The sequence below is a fragment of the Hyphomicrobium zavarzinii ATCC 27496 genome (assembly GCF_000383415.1).
Classification (GTDB): domain Bacteria; phylum Pseudomonadota; class Alphaproteobacteria; order Rhizobiales; family Hyphomicrobiaceae; genus Hyphomicrobium_C; species Hyphomicrobium_C zavarzinii.
The window spans coordinates 144,267-159,454 of record NZ_KB911258.1; the positions used below are offsets into that span (position 1 = coordinate 144,267).

The window sequence follows — 15,188 nt, forward strand, 5'->3', positions numbered from 1 at the left end:
AGCCGAGCGGAAGGCTGCCGAGGAGAAGCGTCTCGCCGAGGCCGCCGCCGCCGAGAAGGCGCGCGCGGAAGAGGCCCGCAAGGCCGAGGAAGCGCAGCAAGCCGAGGACGCACGCAAAGAAGCAGAACGCAAAGCAGCGGAGGCGAAGGCTGCGGAGGAAAAGCGCATCGCCGACGCCAGGATCGCAGCGGAGCAGCACACGAGGAGTGAGACGGGCCGCTCGGCCCCAACAACGTCAGAGCCTTCCACCCGTTCGAAATTTGCCGAAGCCCGCGTTGCCAATGTCTTGCCGCGCCGTAAGGCCGCTTCGCACAAAACGAATGTCCGCCCGGCGCGCAAAAGCGAGCGGGCAGGCGTCCGCCAGTCGCGCCGCTACGCGGTAACTCACAAGTGTAAAGGCAAGAATTCGGCGCGATCGCGAAAGAAGCGGCTCTACGTCGTCAAGCGCGGCGAGACGCTCTGGAGCATCTCGCGTCGCGCCCTGAAGAAGGGCTCGCGATACGCCTCGATCGTGGGCTCGAACGGCAAGCGTATACGCCACCCTCATCGCGTCTATCCCTGCCAGAAGCTGCGCCTTCCGCGCACCTGATGGCCGGCGAGGGGCGGGCGGCTGGCCACCCGCGCATAAACCGGGTAAGTGTCCCGCCTGCCTCGATCCACCCCGCACCTGCGGGCGAGTGATCGGAAACGCTCTCGCTTTCGTATGTCTGAAAGAGACATGAGACCAAGAAACATCGCGACTTCCTCGGCGAGCCGCAGCGAGCGGCCGGATTTGTTGGGCCTTTCAGCCGACACCAGCCATTGGATAGTGCTGAAAAGCCTGCTGCCGTTCATTTGGCCGGCGGGCCGGAGGGACTTGCGCGTCGAGGTGGTAGGCGCGTTCGCGGTTCTCGTCATCGCCAAGATCGTGACTGTCGCCGTCCCTGTGGCATTCAAGGCCGCGACCGACTGGCTGGCGTCGGATCTCGCGAATCCCGCCGTGGCCGCTACAAAGAGCCTCGCGCTCGGCGTCGCGATGCTGATCGTCGCCTACGGCACCGGGCGCGTTCTCATGATGGTGCTGAACCAGGTACGCGACGTGCTGTTCACGCGCGTTGGCCAGCACGCCATCCGCGAGCTCAACAACCGCACATTCCGTCACCTGCACAGGCTCTCCCTGCGCTTCCACCTCGAAAGGCGGACCGGCGGCTTGTCGCGTGTGATAGAGCGCGGCACGCGCGGCATCGATCTCATCGTGCGCATGGGCGTGATGCAGCTTGCCCCCACGATCATCGAGCTGGTGCTCGTCGCAGGCCTTCTCGTCTACTATTTCAGCTGGATCTACGTACTGATCCTGCTTGGGACCATCGTGATCTACATGTGGTTCACGTTCTCGGCCTCCGAGCGGCGCATCGCCATTCGCCGTGAGATGAACGAGAGCGACACCGAGGCCAATACCAAGGCCATCGACAGCCTCCTGAACTACGAGACCGTGAAGTACTTCGGCAACGAGGACGCCGAGGCGCGCCGCTACGATGCCTCCATGGCGCGCTACGAGAAGGCCGCGGTGAAGACCTATTACTCGCTCGGCGTGCTGAACTCCGGCCAGGCCCTCATCTACACCGTCGGCATGACGCTGGTCATGTGGCTTGCCGCGCGCGGCGTGATCGCGGGCACCCACACGGTAGGCGACTTCGTGCTGATCAACGCGGTGATGATCCAGCTCTACATTCCGCTGAACTTCATGGGCATGGTGTATCGCGAGATCAAGCAGGGTCTCGTCGACCTCGAAACCATGTTCGCGCTTCTCGGCGAGAAGCCCGAGGTACTCGACAAGCCGGACGCCAAGCCGCTCGATGTGCGGGAAGGTACCGTCCGCTTCGAGAACGTCTCGTTCTCCTATGACAAGGATCGCGAGATCCTGCACGACATCTCGTTCGAGGTTCCGGCCGGAAAGATGGTAGCGATCGTCGGCCCGTCGGGTGCAGGCAAATCGACGATCTCCCGCATTCTGTTCCGCTTCTACGACATCAACTCCGGACGCGTGACCATCGACGGACAGGACATTCGCGATGTCACCCAGCAGTCTCTGCGCCGGGCCATCGGCGTGGTGCCGCAGGATACGGTGCTGTTCAACGACACCATCCTCTACAACATCCGCTATGGCCGGCCCGACGCCACGGACGCGGAGGTACACGAGGCCGCGCGCCTCGCGCAGATCGACGGCTTCATCGCGACCCTTCCTCAGGGTTATGCAACCATGGTGGGGGAGCGCGGGCTCAAGCTTTCGGGCGGTGAGAAGCAGCGCGTCGCCATTGCGCGGACACTGCTCAAGGGGCCGCCCATCCTGATGCTGGACGAGGCGACGAGCGCGCTCGACAGCCACACCGAGAAGGAGATCCAGGACGCTCTGGATCGCGTGTCGCGCAACCGCACGACACTGGTGATCGCTCACCGCCTCTCGACCATCGTGCATGCGGACAACATCATCGTGCTCGAGAAGGGCCGTCTCGTCGAGCAGGGCACTCATGCCGAGTTGATCGCCAAGGGCGGGCTCTACGCCAGCCTGTGGAACCGCCAGCGTCAGGCGGAGCGGGCAAGAGAGGAGCTGGCCGCCGCGCTCGAAGCAGGCGGCGCGAGCGCGTCCCCGTTGCCCGGCGAAAAGAAATTGCCCGAGACCGCGTCCCGGGCAATCGCACCCCCGTTGGATGAGCCCACGCCCTTCGGCGCGGCCTGACGTAATCTCAGGGCATTTGCGCCTTGAGTTCGTCAAAGCGCTTCTGCGCCGTGCCCGCAGGCTTGTAGCTGTCGAGCTGGGCTTTGTTGGTCGGCTCGCCCGCCACGATCAGCGCGATCATACCCATCGGATAGTGGGGCAGGCACTTGACGCCGTAGACGCCCGGCTTCTCGATCGTGAGCACGACTTCCTGGTTGAGGTCGCCTTTGAACTCCGTGGCGCCTTCGGGCCAGATGTTGGGAATGGTCTCCGCGTTGTGCCCCTTGTTGGTGGGCACGAACTTCACGGTGTCGCCGACCGAAGCTTTCACGAAGTCCGGCTCGAAGAGCATGAACTTCCCCTTGCCGTTGTTGTTGAGCATCTTGACCACGTGCTCCTCGGCGGAGGCGGAGCCTGTGACCGAGCCGAGCAGCAGCGAGGCAGCAGCAATCAGAGCGAAACGTGATGTCATGTTCCCTACCTTTTGAGGTTTCTTCAATTCTTGAAGAATTTAGTATAGAATATATTCGCGGCTGTCAAACGTGGCCCTCCGCCGCCATGCTTGGCTAAAATGTCGCGCATACGGAAGATGTCATCCCAGTCACGAGGCGGGGTCGCGGGAATGACGCGTTAAGCGGATGCCGGTAATCTCGGTCCCGGAGCAGGATCGGGACCAGGAACGCGATGTCGGGGCAACTCCCGGACGAGATCAGGGCCTTGTGGGAGGAGATGCGGCCGCGTCTCCGCCGCGCTGCCGTGCGCGTTCGCCTCGCGCTGCGTGCCCTGTGGTCCGCTGTGAGCCCGCCGCTCGGCTTTGCGCTTCAAGTCGTTCTGGCGCTCATCCTGCTGTTCGAGGAGTGGGGCTGGCGCCCGCTCGTCGCGGCGCTGGAGTGGCTCTCGCGCTTCAAGGTGTGGGCGCGCCTCGAGCTGTTCATCGCCGGGTTGCCTCCTTATGCGGCCCTCGCGGCATTGGCGCTTCCCACGTCCATTCTCTTTCCGCTGAAGCTGCTCTCCATCTATCTCTTGAGCAACGGGCAGTTCTTCGCCGCGGGCCTGCTGTTCGTCGGCGCGAAGATCGCGTCCACTGCGCTCATCGCGCGCCTCTTTCTGCTGACCAAGCCCGCCCTGATGCGCATCGGCTGGTTCGCCGTGCTCCACGACTGGATCATGCCGTGGAAGGAGGCGCTGTTCGCCAAGATCCGTGCCTCGTGGGCCTGGCGCTATGGACGGATGCTCAAGAACCGCGTGCGTTTGGAAGTGAAGCAGGCGTGGCAACGGCTGAGGCCGCGCATCGAGCCGCTGGTCGAGCGTGTGCGTCTCGCCTTCAGGCGCGCCATCGGGCGGACATGACCTCGGAAGACGATCTTAAGCAGGTGGCGAAAGCGCGGCTCGCTGGCCGAGCGCACGCCGCACATCCGCATCGGCATAGCCTTGGAGATAAAGCAGCGCCGTGAGGTCGCCATGCGTGACCACGGCCCCCGTCGGCGAAGCCTGCGCGGCATCCCGCAGGATCGGCTTGGCACGGAAGGCAACGCCGAGCCCTGCTGAGGCCAGCATGGTGAGATCGTTCGCGCCGTCTCCCACCGCGATCGTCTCTGAGAGAGCAAGGCCATGCTCGCGCGCAAGCCGCGCGAGGGCATCTGCTTTGCCCTGCGGCCCGAGGATCGGCTCGCGCACACGCCCTGTGAGGCGTCCGTTCTCGATTTCGAGCACGTTGGCGACGACGTGGTCGAAGCCGAGACGCGCGCCGATGCGCTCCGCAAACAGCGTGAAGCCGCCGGAGATCAGCGCTGTCCTGGCGCCATTGGTGCGCATCGTGTGTACGAGCGTTTCGGCGCCGGGCATCAAGGTGGCGCGTTCGAGGATGGCGTCCAGCCGCTCGACGGCGAGGCCCTCGAACAATGCGACGCGACGCACGAGAGAGGACGCGAAGTCGAGCTTGCCCTGCATCGCGGCGGTGGTGATGGCGGCGATCTCGTCATGCCGCCCTGCGAGCTTTGCGATCTCGTCGATCAGCTCCTGCTCTATGATCGTGCTTTCCATGTCGGCGCAGAGGAGACGCTTCCGGCGCGGCCCTGATGCCTCCGTCAGGAGGTTGATGTCGATCGAGGCGGCCGCCAGGGCATCAGCGGCCGCAGTGCGGAGCCCGGAGGCCAGACCGGCGTCCGCTAGCTCGAAGCTCGCCTCCCAGGCGTCCCCGCGTGAAAGCCAGTGTCCCGTGGCCGAGACCGCGGATAGCGCTTCGAGGGCGGAGCGCGTCACGGCCTCCGTGATCGCTGCCGATCCCGGCTTCGCCGTCAGAGTGAGCGTCGCGATGTGAGCTGCGGTCATGAGCCGGTCTGTCCGTAAAATGCGAGGTCGAGCCGCCCCACATCGCCTGGATCGCGCGGGACGGCAAGCCCGGAGCGAGATGCGCGATGAGGAATGAGCGCTGGTGCTGCGTGCGCCGGCCAGGGTAGGAGTGCACACCGGTACATGGAAGCAGAAGATCCGCCCGCTGCGGCCTTCGTGGCATTGTACGTTTGGATGAGAGCACGTTCGGATGAGGCAAGGTGCCGGGGACAAGGCGCCAACGGCTTGGAAGGAAGGATGACGATCCCCGCCCCCATACTGATCGCTGGGCCGACTGCCTCGGGCAAGTCCGCGTTCGCGCTTGCGCTCGCGGAAAAGGTCGGCGGCACGATCATCAATGCCGATGCCATGCAGGTCTATCGCGAGCTGCGCGTGCTCACCGCGCGCCCGTCCGACGCCGATACGCGCCGCGCGCCGCATCTGCTCTACGGGCACGTCGCGGCGGCCGATGCCTATTCGGCCGCGCGTTACGCCAGCGAAGCCCGCCGCGCCATCGACGACGTTATCGAGACCGGCCGCGTGCCGATCATCGTCGGTGGCACGGGGCTCTACTTCAAGGCGCTGACTGAGGGCCTGTCGCCAATTCCTCAGATTCCGGACGAGATCCGGGCACGCTGGCGCCAAGCGGCCGGAGAGGAGGGGGCTGCCGCCCTGCACGCCGTTCTTGCCGAACGCGATCCTGAGATGGCTGCGCGCCTGCGTCCCACGGACCCGCAGCGTATCGTCCGGGCGCTCGAGGTGCTGGAGGCGACCGGCCGCTCGCTGGCGCGCTGGCAGGAGATCCCCGGCGAGCCGGCGATCACGATCGGGGAAGGGCGCGCGTTCGTCGTGGCGCCGTCGCGAGAGGAGATGAGGCGCCGCATAGACGCCCGCTTCGATGCCATGCTGGCGGAAGGCGCGCTCGATGAGGTTCGCGCGCTCGTCGGCCTGGGTCTCGATCCGGATCTGCCGGCCATGCGCGCGCTCGGCGTGAAGCCGCTGGCCGAGCTTCTTGCCGGGCGGATGGCGAAGGAGGAGGCCGCCGAGGCCGCCAAAGCCGAGACCCGCCAGTATGCAAAAAGGCAGGTTACGTGGCTTCGTCGCAATATGATTACGTGGAAATGGATGCTAGCGCAAGAAATGAAAAGTTTTGCGACAGAAATCAGAGATTTTATTAATTCTAAAGCTTGACCCTGCAGGGTGTGGCCCTTAGGGTGCCGCCGGAACCCACGACACTTGTGATGACATCCCCGGGGATCGACCCGGGGTAAGGCCCCCTTTGAGTGCTGCGGAAGAGTGGGAACCCGGCTTCCGAAAGGAAGCGCGGCCGGGCGAGGCGCAAAGGGGCACGCGGAGGTTTGAATGGCACGGACGATGACGGGCGCCGAAATCGTGATGAAGGCGCTCCAGGATCAGGGCGTCGAGCATATTTTCGGCTATCCGGGCGGCGCTGTTCTCCCGATCTACGATGAGCTGTTCCAGCAGGAGAAGGTGAAGCACATCCTGGTGCGCCAGGAAGGCGGCGCGCTGCACGCTGCGGAAGGCTATGCGCGCTCGACCGGCAAGGTCGGCGTTGCGCTCGTTACCTCGGGACCCGGCGCCACCAACGCAGTCACCGGCCTCACCGACGCGCTGATGGATTCGATCCCGCTCGTCTGCATCACCGGCCAGGTGCCCACCCACCTGATCGGCAACGACGCGTTCCAGGAATGCGATACGGTTGGCATCACGCGCCCGTGCACGAAGCACAATTGGCTCGTGAAGAACGTCAACGACCTCGCGCGCATCATTCACGAGGCGTTCTACATCGCCAAGGCAGGCCGGCCCGGTCCGGTTGTCATCGACATTCCGAAGGACGTGCAGTTCGCAACCGGCAACTACGTCGGTCCCTCGAACATCGCGCACAAGACCTACAAGCCGCGCGTGAAGCCGGAGCCGACCGCCGTCCGCGACGCGGTGGACCTCATCGCGTCCGCCAAGCGCCCCGTGTTCTACACCGGCGGCGGCGTGGTCAACTCGGGCCCGAAAGCGAGCCAGCTCCTGCGCGAGTTCGTGCGTCTCACGGGCTTCCCGATCACGTCCACGCTGATGGGTCTCGGCGCTTATCCCGCATCCGACAGGCAGTGGCTCGGCATGCTCGGCATGCACGGCACCTACGAAGCCAACCTCGCGATGCATGACTGCGACGTCATGATCAACATCGGCGCGCGCTTCGACGACCGCATCACCGGCCGCATCGATGCCTTCTCGCCGGGCTCGAAGAAGATCCACGTCGACATTGATCCCTCCTCGATCAACAAGAACATCCGCGCCGACATTCCGATCATCGGCGATTGCGCCTATGTGCTCGAGGAGATGCTGCGCGTCTGGAAGGCCAAGGCTCCGCAGATCGACAAGATCGCGCTGAAGTCGTGGTGGAAGGAGATCGACAGCTGGCGGGCCAGGAAGTCGCTCGCCTACACCAACTCGACCGAATACATCATGCCGCAGTACGCCTGCCAGCGTCTCTACGAGCTGACCAAGGATCGCGACACTTACATCACGACCGAGGTCGGTCAGCACCAGATGTGGGCCGCGCAGTTCATCAATTTCGAGGAGCCGAACCGCTGGATGACCTCCGGCGGCCTCGGCACCATGGGCTACGGCCTTCCCGCCGCCATCGGCGTGCAGTTGGCCCACCCCAAGTCGCTGGTCATCGACGTGGCGGGCGACGCCTCGATCCTCATGAACATCCAGGAGTGCTCGACGGCGGTGCAGTACCGCCTGCCCGTGAAGGTGTTCATTCTGAACAATGAGTACATGGGCATGGTGCGCCAGTGGCAGCAGCTCCTGCACGGCAACCGCCTGTCGGAGAGCTACACCGAGGCGCTGCCCGATTTCGTGAAGCTCGCCGAGGCTTACGGCTGGACCGGCATGCGCTGCGATCATCCGGCCGATCTCGATGACGCGATTCGCGAGATGATCAACACTAAGGGTCCGGTGATCTTCGATTGCCGCGTCGCAAAGCTGGCTAACTGCTTCCCCATGATACCCTCGGGCAAGGCCCACAACGAGATGCTCCTCGGCGAGAACGTTTCCGACGAGGAGGTCTCGAAGGCTATCGGCAAGGAAGGAAAGGTGCTCGTGTGACGCTCACCGGCGGTCTTCGCTTCGCTGCTCTCTCGGTCGCGGCGGCTGTGCTTCTATGCGCAGCCGGAGCGCCGATGGCCCATGCCACGGGCACGGAGCCGGAGAAGCCGGACGGGACCGCAAATCAGGCGGCATCGGAGGCCGCGACCTGGGATCAGGTGGCGAGCATCCGCGGTGCCGCCGAGAGGCTCGGCCGTCTGCACCGGGCGCGCGGCGCCAAGGCGGCCTACGAGCTGATCGACAACTGCTACAAGACCCACAGCCTCGCCTCCACCTACGGCGAAGGGTTCGAAGCCTGCATCGCCCAGGACTATCTGGAGACGCGAACGCTGATCCAGGTCTACTCGCGCATGCCGCCGGAAGCCCTTCACAAGCTCGGCGTTCCCTCGCCGCAGGAGCTTGCCGATAGCATGGGCCAGCGGATCTCGGCGGCGTTCCAGCGGTATAAGAAATCCCAGGCCTATGCGGACGAGGTAAGACGGCTCGTCGATACGCATGGCGCTCCGGTGTTCTTCGCGATCGTCTTTCCCGAAGCGGTGAAAGCGATCGAGGATAAGAAAGCTAAAGAGAAGAAGTAAGCGGCGATGATCAACACCAATCCTCAGACTCACTACGCAGGCCCGGCCCTTCGCCAGGAGGTCGAAACGCGCACGCTGTCCGTGCTGGTCGACAACGAGCCGGGCGTTCTCGCACGCGTCATCGGGTTGTTCTCAGGCCGCGGCTACAACATCGATAGCCTCACCGTGACTGAGACGGAGCACGAGAAGCATCTCTCGCGCATCACCGTCATCACCCGCGGGACGCCCGCCGTTCTGGAGCAGATCAAGCATCAGCTCGAGCGTCTGGTGCCCGTCCATCGCGTGCGCGATCTCACCTTCGAAGGCATTTCCCTCGAACGCGAGCTGGCGTTGGTCAAGGTCGCGGGCAAGGGCGAGAAGCGCATCGAGGCCATGCGTATCGCCGAGATCTTCCGCGCGCAGGTCGTAGACACCTCGCTCGAGCACTTCGTTTTCGAGATCACCGGAAAGCCCGGCAAGATCGACACCTTCATCGGCCTCATGACCGAGCTCGGGCTCGTCGAGGTTTCGCGCACCGGCATCGCCGCCATCGGGCGCGGCGCGGCTGCGATGTGACGATGAGAGCCGAAGCGAAAGAGTGCCGCGGAGAGCGGGGCGCCTTAGAGGCTCGGACGCCGTCCGCCCTTCTTGGGCGACGCTTGCATCTCCGCGACCGAAAGCGCGAGCCGCGAGAAGGTCACGCTCTGATCGCTCGCGAGATAGGTGCTCTTGTCGGACGATTGGAAGCCGACGGCGCCATCCTTTGCGGGATAGAGCGGCTCGGCGCGCGGCGAGGAGCCGAGCGACACCATGAAGGCCGAGAGCTTCTGCCGGTATTTGCCGGAGGCCGCGCGCTCGCACTTGTTGGCGCCGACCGCCTTCTCGCAGGCTTCGATGTTGGAATAGGTCTGGGACGAGGCTTCATGGCGCGTCACCGCGCGCTCGATCGCCGCCGCGCAGGCCGTCACCGCCTCCTGTCCGAACGACACGCAGTCGGAGGCGCTCGCGATCACGCCGCGCATGGCGGGAGACTGGGGCGCGTCGGCAGAGGTGGTGTTGGCGTTGCCGCAGCCGCCGAGCAGGGCGGCGAAACCGAAAAGGGCGATGACGCGGGCAAATACAAGGGTACGCATGGGTTTGCAGCTTCCGGCCAGAAGACGACAGGCCATTCTGCTGTCCCACCTCTTTCGGATCTGTTAATCACGTCGCGGCAGCCGTTTTCGGCCTCCCGCGGCGCAAATCCGCCCATCTCCGTCTTGGCCGTTGAAACGGCGCCGAGCGGCGGTGTAACGTCCGGCGACCTTTCGGGGATGCCCGGTTTCCACTCCTTCCGGGGCGTTCGTCCCGTCACCTTCACCCTCCGATAATCACAAACCGCAAGAGAGAACGATGCGCGTTTATTACGATCGAGATGCCGACATCAATCTGATCAAGTCGAAGAAGGTTGCCGTTGTCGGCTACGGCAGCCAGGGCCACGCGCACGCGCTCAACCTGCGCGACTCCGGCGTCAAGGACGTGGCGATTGCGCTCCGCAAGGGCTCCGCCTCCGCTCAGAAGGCCGAGAAGGAAGGGCTGAAGGTTCTTGAGGTCGCGGAAGCGGCGAAGTGGGCCGACGTCATCATGATGCTCACCCCCGACGAGCTCCAGGGCGACATCTACAAGGAGCACCTCGGCCCCAACATGAAGCAGGGCGCAGCTCTTCTGTTCGCCCACGGCCTCAACGTGCATTTCAACCTGATCGAGCCGCGCGCCGATCTCGACGTCGGCATGGTCGCTCCCAAGGGCCCCGGCCATACCGTTCGCGGCGAGTATCAGAAGGGCGGCGGCGTTCCGTGCCTGATCGCCGTGCACCAGGACAAGAGCGGCAACGCCCACGACCTGTTCCTCTCCTATGCGTCGGCCATCGGCGGCGGCCGCTCGGGCGTCATCGAGACGACCTTCAAGGAGGAATGCGAGACCGACCTCTTCGGTGAGCAGGCCGTGCTTTGCGGCGGTCTGGTCGAGCTGATCCGCGCCGGCTTCGAAACGCTGGTCGAAGCAGGCTACGCGCCCGAGATGGCCTACTTTGAGTGCCTGCACGAGGTGAAGCTGATCGTGGATCTCATCTACGAAGGCGGTATCGCCAACATGAACTACTCGATCTCCAACACGGCCGAATACGGAGAGTATGTCACCGGCCCGCGCGTGATCACGCCCGAGACGAAGGCAGAGATGAAGCGCGTGCTCACCGACATCCAGACCGGCCGCTTCACGCGCGACTGGATGCTCGAGTGCAAAGCTGGCCAGCCGAGCTTCAAGGCCACGCGCCGCCTGAACGACAGCCACCAGATCGAGGAAGTGGGCGCCAAGCTGCGCGCCATGATGCCCTGGATCTCGAAGAACAAGCTGGTCGACAAGGGCCGCAACTAAGCGCGCCCTTGGCTTAACCGCCGACCTGTCAGCAGCCCGCCTTTTGTTGCGCGAATGCCGCGCCCGGAAGGCGGGCTGCTGCGTTTGCAGCGTCAACTCTGGAAAGGCGCCCCGATCAGGCGCATCGTGCGATTGCGCATGCAAGTAACAGGGAGCGCAGAACAATGAAGCGGACTATCCTGACTGTGGGGTTTGCAGCGATCGTTGCTTTGGCCGGCACCATTGCTTTCGATGCCATGAGAGGTCCGGAGCAGGGCGCGGCAATTGCGGCGAAGGGCTATAAGACCTGCAAATCGAAACTTTCGACCGGAAAGACAAAGACATGGCGCTGCGGCCAGGATCAGGCTTGCTGCGTGAACAAGTCCTTGAACCTTTACGTCTGCGGCTATCCCGGACTGGGCTGCCTCTAGAGCTCCAGACGGTCGAGCTGAACGCTCTGCCTGCGGTCACGGCGCAGCGAAAGCGCGCTCGTGGCCGTTTGGTCCGCCACATGCGCGCGTGAGCGCTCGCCACGCCCCGCCGGCGGCCCGTCCGGGCCCGGCCTGCGTCGTCCAGCGAGGAGCCGCGATCCGACGGCTTGTCCGTAGTAGGCAAGGCGTAGAAAAAGCGGCATCGCAACCCCCGTTACGCATAGAAAAAGAGGACGACCGTCCGGAGTTTTGCGCTGCAAAACGCCGGCATTCCGTCATCGCATTCTCAATGTGAATGGCGGGTTAATGGCCCTCTGAAACAGGAGTGGCATCCGCAGCATAAATAGAAAAGATCATTAGGCCAATGGGTTGCTGAATTTGTAGGCAGTCTGATGAAGTTGACTGATCAAATTTGAGGACATGTGCACCGCCCAAAAGGAAGTGCCAGGCGGAGCTTGCACTTTGTTTGGTCAGTGAAGTTATAAATTCAGCAACTGTTCATATGGGATAAAAATCCCAAACGATGTCCTCTGAGACCAAAAGGCAGGGTCTGGGAAATTCGCTCTCGGGAAAGAGAAAGCCCAGGCGATTGGCTGAGGGGGCAAAGGAGGAAGCGGTGGGTGTCAGGAAAGTATCGCGGAGCCGGACGGTCGAAGACCGGCTGAAAGACATTCAGCACGAGATCCTGATTGCCGTTGCATCCGGAAAGCCGCTGCCGGAGGTCATGGCGCTTCTGTGCAAGCGCGCCGAAAAGATTGCTCCCAACGCGATTTGCTCCATCCTGCGCGTGGATTCCAGCGGCCGCCTGCGCCCGCTTGCGGCGCCCTCGCTGCCCGACGCCTATTCCCAGGGCATCGAAGGCGTGGAGATCGGCCCGATGGTGGGCTCGTGCGGCAGCGCCGCCTATTATGGTGAGCCGGTCGAGGTTACCAGCATCAAGACGGACCCGCGCTGGGCCGTCTACAGAGAGCCGGCGCTTGCCCTCGGCCTCAAGGCCTGCTGGTCGAGCCCGATCAAGTCTCACGACGATCGCGTCATCGGAACGTTCGCTTTCTATTTCCGCACCACCCGTCGCGCCAGCAAGCTCGAAAAGCGCATCGTCGAGCGGTGCGCGCATCTCTGCACGCTCGCCATCCAGCATTGGGCTGCACAGAACAGAATTCGCCGCCTCGCTTTCCGTGATCCGCTGACCGGGCTCGGAAACCGCGCGCTTCTGGTCGAGAAGTTTCCGACAATTCTCGAGCGCGCCAGGAGCCGGGGCAAGGAGGTCGCGGTCTTCTACGTCGACATCGATGGCTTCCGCACCATCAACGCCCAGCAGGGCCACAAGATCGGCGACCAGCTTCTGACTAACATCTCACGCCGCATCCGCAATGTGGCAGCCGACGCCGATCTCATCGCGCGGCTGGGCGCCGATGAGTTTCTGATCGTGCGTACAGCGCGCGAGAGCCGCGCCGAGTTCGAGGCCATGGCTGTCGAGCTGACCGACGCGCTGCGTGATCGCTATGTGCTGGAGGCTGGCCTCGAGGTGAGGGCCGCCGCGTCCGTCGGCGTGGCGTGCTTCCCCGATGACGGCGAGGATCTCGATGCCCTGATGGGGCATGCCGATACGGCGCTCTCGCGCGTGAAGAGTGGCGGCCGGGCTGGACACGCATTCTACACGGCTCGCATGGACGCGGAGAAGCGGGCGCGCCGCGCATTCGAGCGCGACGTCTCCGCCGCAGTCAAGGCAGGTCAGCTTTCTCTCGTCTTCCAGCCGCAGGCCGATGCGCACTCGTGCGCCGTGCGCGGTTTCGAGGCGCTGCTGCGCTGGAACCATCCGATCCACGGCTTCGTCTCGCCGGCCAAGTTCATTCCCGCCGCCGAAGCCTGCGGCGCCATCGAGGACATCGGCACGTTCGTCCTGCGCGAGGCCCTGCTGCAAGCCGCGAAGTGGCGGAAGAACCTGCGCGTGGCCGTAAACGTCTCGCCCGCCCAGATCATCCGTGCGGACTTCGCCAAGCATGTCGAAGGCCTGCTGGCGGAGACCGGCGTCGATCCCGGGCGTCTCGAGATCGAGGTCACCGAGAGCCTATTCATCTACGACGCAGGCGCGGCCCTCAACACGCTGCAACGGGTCAAGGCACTCGGCGTAAGCGTGGCCATGGACGATTTCGGCACGGGCTATTCGTCGTTGAGCACGTTGCGCGCGTTCCCGTTCGATCGCATCAAGATCGATCGCAGCTTCATTTTCGACATGGTGACGAACGCGGACGCCGCGGCGATCGTCAACTCCATCATGGGGCTGGGGCGCGCCTTGGGCCGCCCTGTTGTCGCCGAAGGCGTGGAAACGCGCGATCAGCTGGATCTTCTGCAGGTCCAGGGTTGCAACGAGGTGCAAGGGTATCTGATCGGCAAGCCGTTGCCGATTGGAGCCTATTCCGACATCACGGGTGTCGAGGAAGAGGCCTCGCAGGCCACTCCACCCCAGGAGCCGGAGCGTCCGGCCGTCGTGGTTGCACCGCCGCGCCGTGGCGGTGACATGCTCTCAGTCGTTGCTCCCAAACGCGGCCACGCGATTGCGTCCGGCTGATTTGGCGTCGTAGAGCTTGGAGTCCGCCCTCTGCACGAGCATCTCCGCGTCGTCGCCCTGCCTGAACTGCGCTACGCCGAATGACGCGGTCAATTGGCCGATCTTTTGATTGGTTTCACGGATCGTGAGCTTCTTGCTTTCGAACTGTCGGCGGATGCGCTCCGCGATCGACTTCGCCGCATCCAGCTCTGCCATCGGCAGGATGATGGCGAACTCCTCGCCGCCGTAGCGGATGACTGTATCGCCCTCGCGGACGCCGGCCTCGATGACGCGCGAGAACATGCGGATGATCTCGTCGCCGACTTGATGTCCGAATGCATCGTTGACGCGCTTGAAGTGATCGATGTCGCACATGACGAGCGAAAGCGACGACTTCTTCTGCTTGCAGTCGAGGATCGCCTTTTCCATCGTCACGTCGAAGCAGCGCCGGTTCCCGACGCCCGTCAGCGGATCCTTGAGAACCACTTCCTCCGCTTCGCTCAGGCTGGACCGAAGCGCCTCGATCTGTTTGCGCGAATCCTCGAGCTTGGATTTGAGCTCGGTGCTGTCCTGGCGCATGCGCTCGTTCTCAGCGACGAGCAGGCTCACGATCACGCGAACCTGCTCGGCTTCCGTCAGACCGGACAAGCGCGCCTGCGCGTTTGCAAGCGACTTGGCATAGCTGTCGTTGGTCGTGATGTGCGCGCGGATCAGGCCGAGAACTTTTGACAACTCGCGGTCGAGCGTCTGGCTCGCCTTTGCGATCTTCTCGGCAGAAACGCCGGACTTGCCGCCCGAGAAACCAGCGGCGAGCTTCGGCCCGAGCCACGACACGAGCAGACCGAAGCCGGCGATGACCGCGAAGCCGATGGCGGATATGCCGAGGATGCCGAGCGGATTGTATTGCGTTTCGAGGACAGCGCCTCCGCCCATGCGCTCGGCACGCAGGGTGCGAAGAGGCGAGAGATCAAGATCCGACGCAGCCAGGAGAGCCACGAGAATCGCGCCAAAAATCACTCCCCCAGCGGCCAACAAACCGCGCTGGGTCGAGGACAAGTCTCGGAATGAAATCATGAGGAGACACTTTGTCGAGCGATACGGAAAGT

At 63.9% G+C, this 15,188-nt stretch carries 15 protein-coding genes; 10 read left to right on the forward strand and 5 right to left on the reverse strand.

What is annotated here, in order from left to right:
- Both F812_RS0111790 and F812_RS0111795 read left to right on the forward strand, forming a co-directional pair.
- Positions 1-589, forward strand: a 589-nt coding sequence (locus F812_RS0111790; protein WP_198011188.1) for a LysM peptidoglycan-binding domain-containing protein, incomplete at its 5' end; no start/stop codon positions are given.
- Between the two features lie 129 nt (positions 590-718).
- The gene (locus F812_RS0111795; protein ID WP_020086185.1) at positions 719-2,716 is read left to right on the forward strand and encodes an ABCB family ABC transporter ATP-binding protein/permease; all 1,998 of its coding nucleotides are present in this window, start codon (positions 719-721) and stop codon (positions 2,714-2,716) included.
- A 7-nt stretch (positions 2,717-2,723) separates the two neighbouring features.
- On the opposite strand, the gene F812_RS0111800 is transcribed toward F812_RS0111795, so the two are convergent.
- The gene (locus F812_RS0111800) at positions 2,724-3,167 is read right to left on the reverse strand and encodes a pseudoazurin (protein WP_020086186.1); all 444 of its coding nucleotides are present in this window, start codon (positions 3,165-3,167) and stop codon (positions 2,724-2,726) included.
- Between the two features lie 212 nt (positions 3,168-3,379).
- Between F812_RS0111800 and F812_RS23650 the strand changes: the two genes are divergently transcribed.
- The gene (locus F812_RS23650; RefSeq protein WP_020665377.1) at positions 3,380-4,045 is read left to right on the forward strand and encodes a hypothetical protein; all 666 of its coding nucleotides are present in this window, start codon (positions 3,380-3,382) and stop codon (positions 4,043-4,045) included.
- 15 nt (positions 4,046-4,060) lie between these two features.
- Here F812_RS23650 and serB read toward each other — a convergent pair whose 3' ends face one another.
- Positions 4,061-5,026 (reverse strand): phosphoserine phosphatase SerB, encoded by a 966-nt coding sequence (gene serB, locus F812_RS23655; protein WP_020086188.1) that lies wholly within the window; start codon positions 5,024-5,026, stop codon positions 4,061-4,063.
- 258 nt (positions 5,027-5,284) lie between these two features.
- Between serB and miaA the strand changes: the two genes are divergently transcribed.
- From miaA to ilvN, 4 genes are all read left to right on the forward strand, one after another.
- Positions 5,285-6,217, forward strand: coding sequence for a tRNA (adenosine(37)-N6)-dimethylallyltransferase MiaA (gene miaA, locus F812_RS23660; RefSeq protein ID WP_020086189.1), 933 nt, complete (start codon positions 5,285-5,287; stop codon positions 6,215-6,217).
- 171 nt (positions 6,218-6,388) lie between these two features.
- On the forward strand, positions 6,389-8,155 hold the full coding sequence (locus F812_RS0111825) for an acetolactate synthase 3 large subunit (protein ID WP_020086190.1): 1,767 nt from the start codon (positions 6,389-6,391) through the stop codon (positions 8,153-8,155).
- Between the two features lie 74 nt (positions 8,156-8,229).
- Positions 8,230-8,733: a hypothetical protein gene (locus F812_RS23665; protein WP_156827391.1), complete on the forward strand. Its 504-nt coding sequence runs from the start codon at positions 8,230-8,232 to the stop codon at positions 8,731-8,733.
- A 6-nt stretch (positions 8,734-8,739) separates the two neighbouring features.
- Positions 8,740-9,288, forward strand: a complete 549-nt coding sequence (gene ilvN / locus F812_RS0111835) for an acetolactate synthase small subunit (RefSeq protein ID WP_020086192.1) — start codon at positions 8,740-8,742, stop codon at positions 9,286-9,288.
- Between the two features lie 44 nt (positions 9,289-9,332).
- On the opposite strand, the gene F812_RS0111840 is transcribed toward ilvN, so the two are convergent.
- Complete coding sequence (locus F812_RS0111840) at positions 9,333-9,881, reverse strand: DUF1190 domain-containing protein (protein ID WP_083929171.1); 549 nt, start codon at positions 9,879-9,881, stop codon at positions 9,333-9,335.
- 220 nt (positions 9,882-10,101) lie between these two features.
- Here F812_RS0111840 and ilvC point away from each other — a divergent pair, with 220 nt between their 5' ends.
- On the forward strand, positions 10,102-11,121 hold the full coding sequence (gene ilvC / locus F812_RS0111845) for a ketol-acid reductoisomerase (protein ID WP_020086194.1): 1,020 nt from the start codon (positions 10,102-10,104) through the stop codon (positions 11,119-11,121).
- Between the two features lie 164 nt (positions 11,122-11,285).
- Positions 11,286-11,531, forward strand: coding sequence for a hypothetical protein (locus F812_RS0111850; protein ID WP_020086195.1), 246 nt, complete (start codon positions 11,286-11,288; stop codon positions 11,529-11,531).
- Here F812_RS0111850 and F812_RS26530 read toward each other — a convergent pair.
- Positions 11,528-11,734 carry a hypothetical protein gene (locus F812_RS26530; protein ID WP_156827392.1) on the reverse strand — a complete coding sequence of 69 codons (207 nt, stop codon included), beginning with the start codon at positions 11,732-11,734 and terminating at the stop codon, positions 11,528-11,530. The genes F812_RS0111850 and F812_RS26530 overlap by 4 nt on opposite strands.
- Positions 11,735-12,147: 413 nt before the next feature.
- Here F812_RS26530 and F812_RS0111855 point away from each other — a divergent pair, with 413 nt between their 5' ends.
- Positions 12,148-14,103, forward strand: coding sequence for a putative bifunctional diguanylate cyclase/phosphodiesterase (locus F812_RS0111855; protein WP_245257673.1), 1,956 nt, complete (start codon positions 12,148-12,150; stop codon positions 14,101-14,103).
- Here F812_RS0111855 and F812_RS23670 read toward each other — a convergent pair.
- Positions 14,059-15,078 carry a diguanylate cyclase gene (locus F812_RS23670; protein ID WP_198011189.1) on the reverse strand — a complete coding sequence of 340 codons (1,020 nt, stop codon included), beginning with the start codon at positions 15,076-15,078 and terminating at the stop codon, positions 14,059-14,061. The genes F812_RS0111855 and F812_RS23670 overlap by 45 nt on opposite strands.
- Positions 15,079-15,188 lie beyond the last annotated feature (110 nt).

Bases quoted from the DNA above. Each gene is read 5' to 3' on its own strand.
- miaA (WP_020086189.1), top strand. From the start codon at position 5,285: ATGACGATCCCCGCCCCCATACTGATCGCTGGGCCGACTGCCTCGGGC.
- F812_RS26530 (WP_156827392.1), bottom strand. From the start codon at position 11,734: ATGCCGCTTTTTCTACGCCTTGCCTACTACGGACAAGCCGTCGGATCG.
- F812_RS0111795 (WP_020086185.1), top strand. From the start codon at position 719: ATGAGACCAAGAAACATCGCGACTTCCTCGGCGAGCCGCAGCGAGCGG.
- serB (WP_020086188.1), bottom strand. From the start codon at position 5,026: ATGACCGCAGCTCACATCGCGACGCTCACTCTGACGGCGAAGCCGGGA.
- F812_RS0111825 (WP_020086190.1), top strand. From the start codon at position 6,389: ATGGCACGGACGATGACGGGCGCCGAAATCGTGATGAAGGCGCTCCAG.
- F812_RS0111800 (WP_020086186.1), bottom strand. From the start codon at position 3,167: ATGACATCACGTTTCGCTCTGATTGCTGCTGCCTCGCTGCTGCTCGGC.
- F812_RS23665 (WP_156827391.1), top strand. From the start codon at position 8,230: ATGGCCCATGCCACGGGCACGGAGCCGGAGAAGCCGGACGGGACCGCA.
- ilvC (WP_020086194.1), top strand. From the start codon at position 10,102: ATGCGCGTTTATTACGATCGAGATGCCGACATCAATCTGATCAAGTCG.
- F812_RS23650 (WP_020665377.1), top strand. From the start codon at position 3,380: ATGTCGGGGCAACTCCCGGACGAGATCAGGGCCTTGTGGGAGGAGATG.
- F812_RS0111840 (WP_083929171.1), bottom strand. From the start codon at position 9,881: ATGGCCTGTCGTCTTCTGGCCGGAAGCTGCAAACCCATGCGTACCCTT.
- F812_RS0111850 (WP_020086195.1), top strand. From the start codon at position 11,286: ATGAAGCGGACTATCCTGACTGTGGGGTTTGCAGCGATCGTTGCTTTG.
- ilvN (WP_020086192.1), top strand. From the start codon at position 8,740: ATGATCAACACCAATCCTCAGACTCACTACGCAGGCCCGGCCCTTCGC.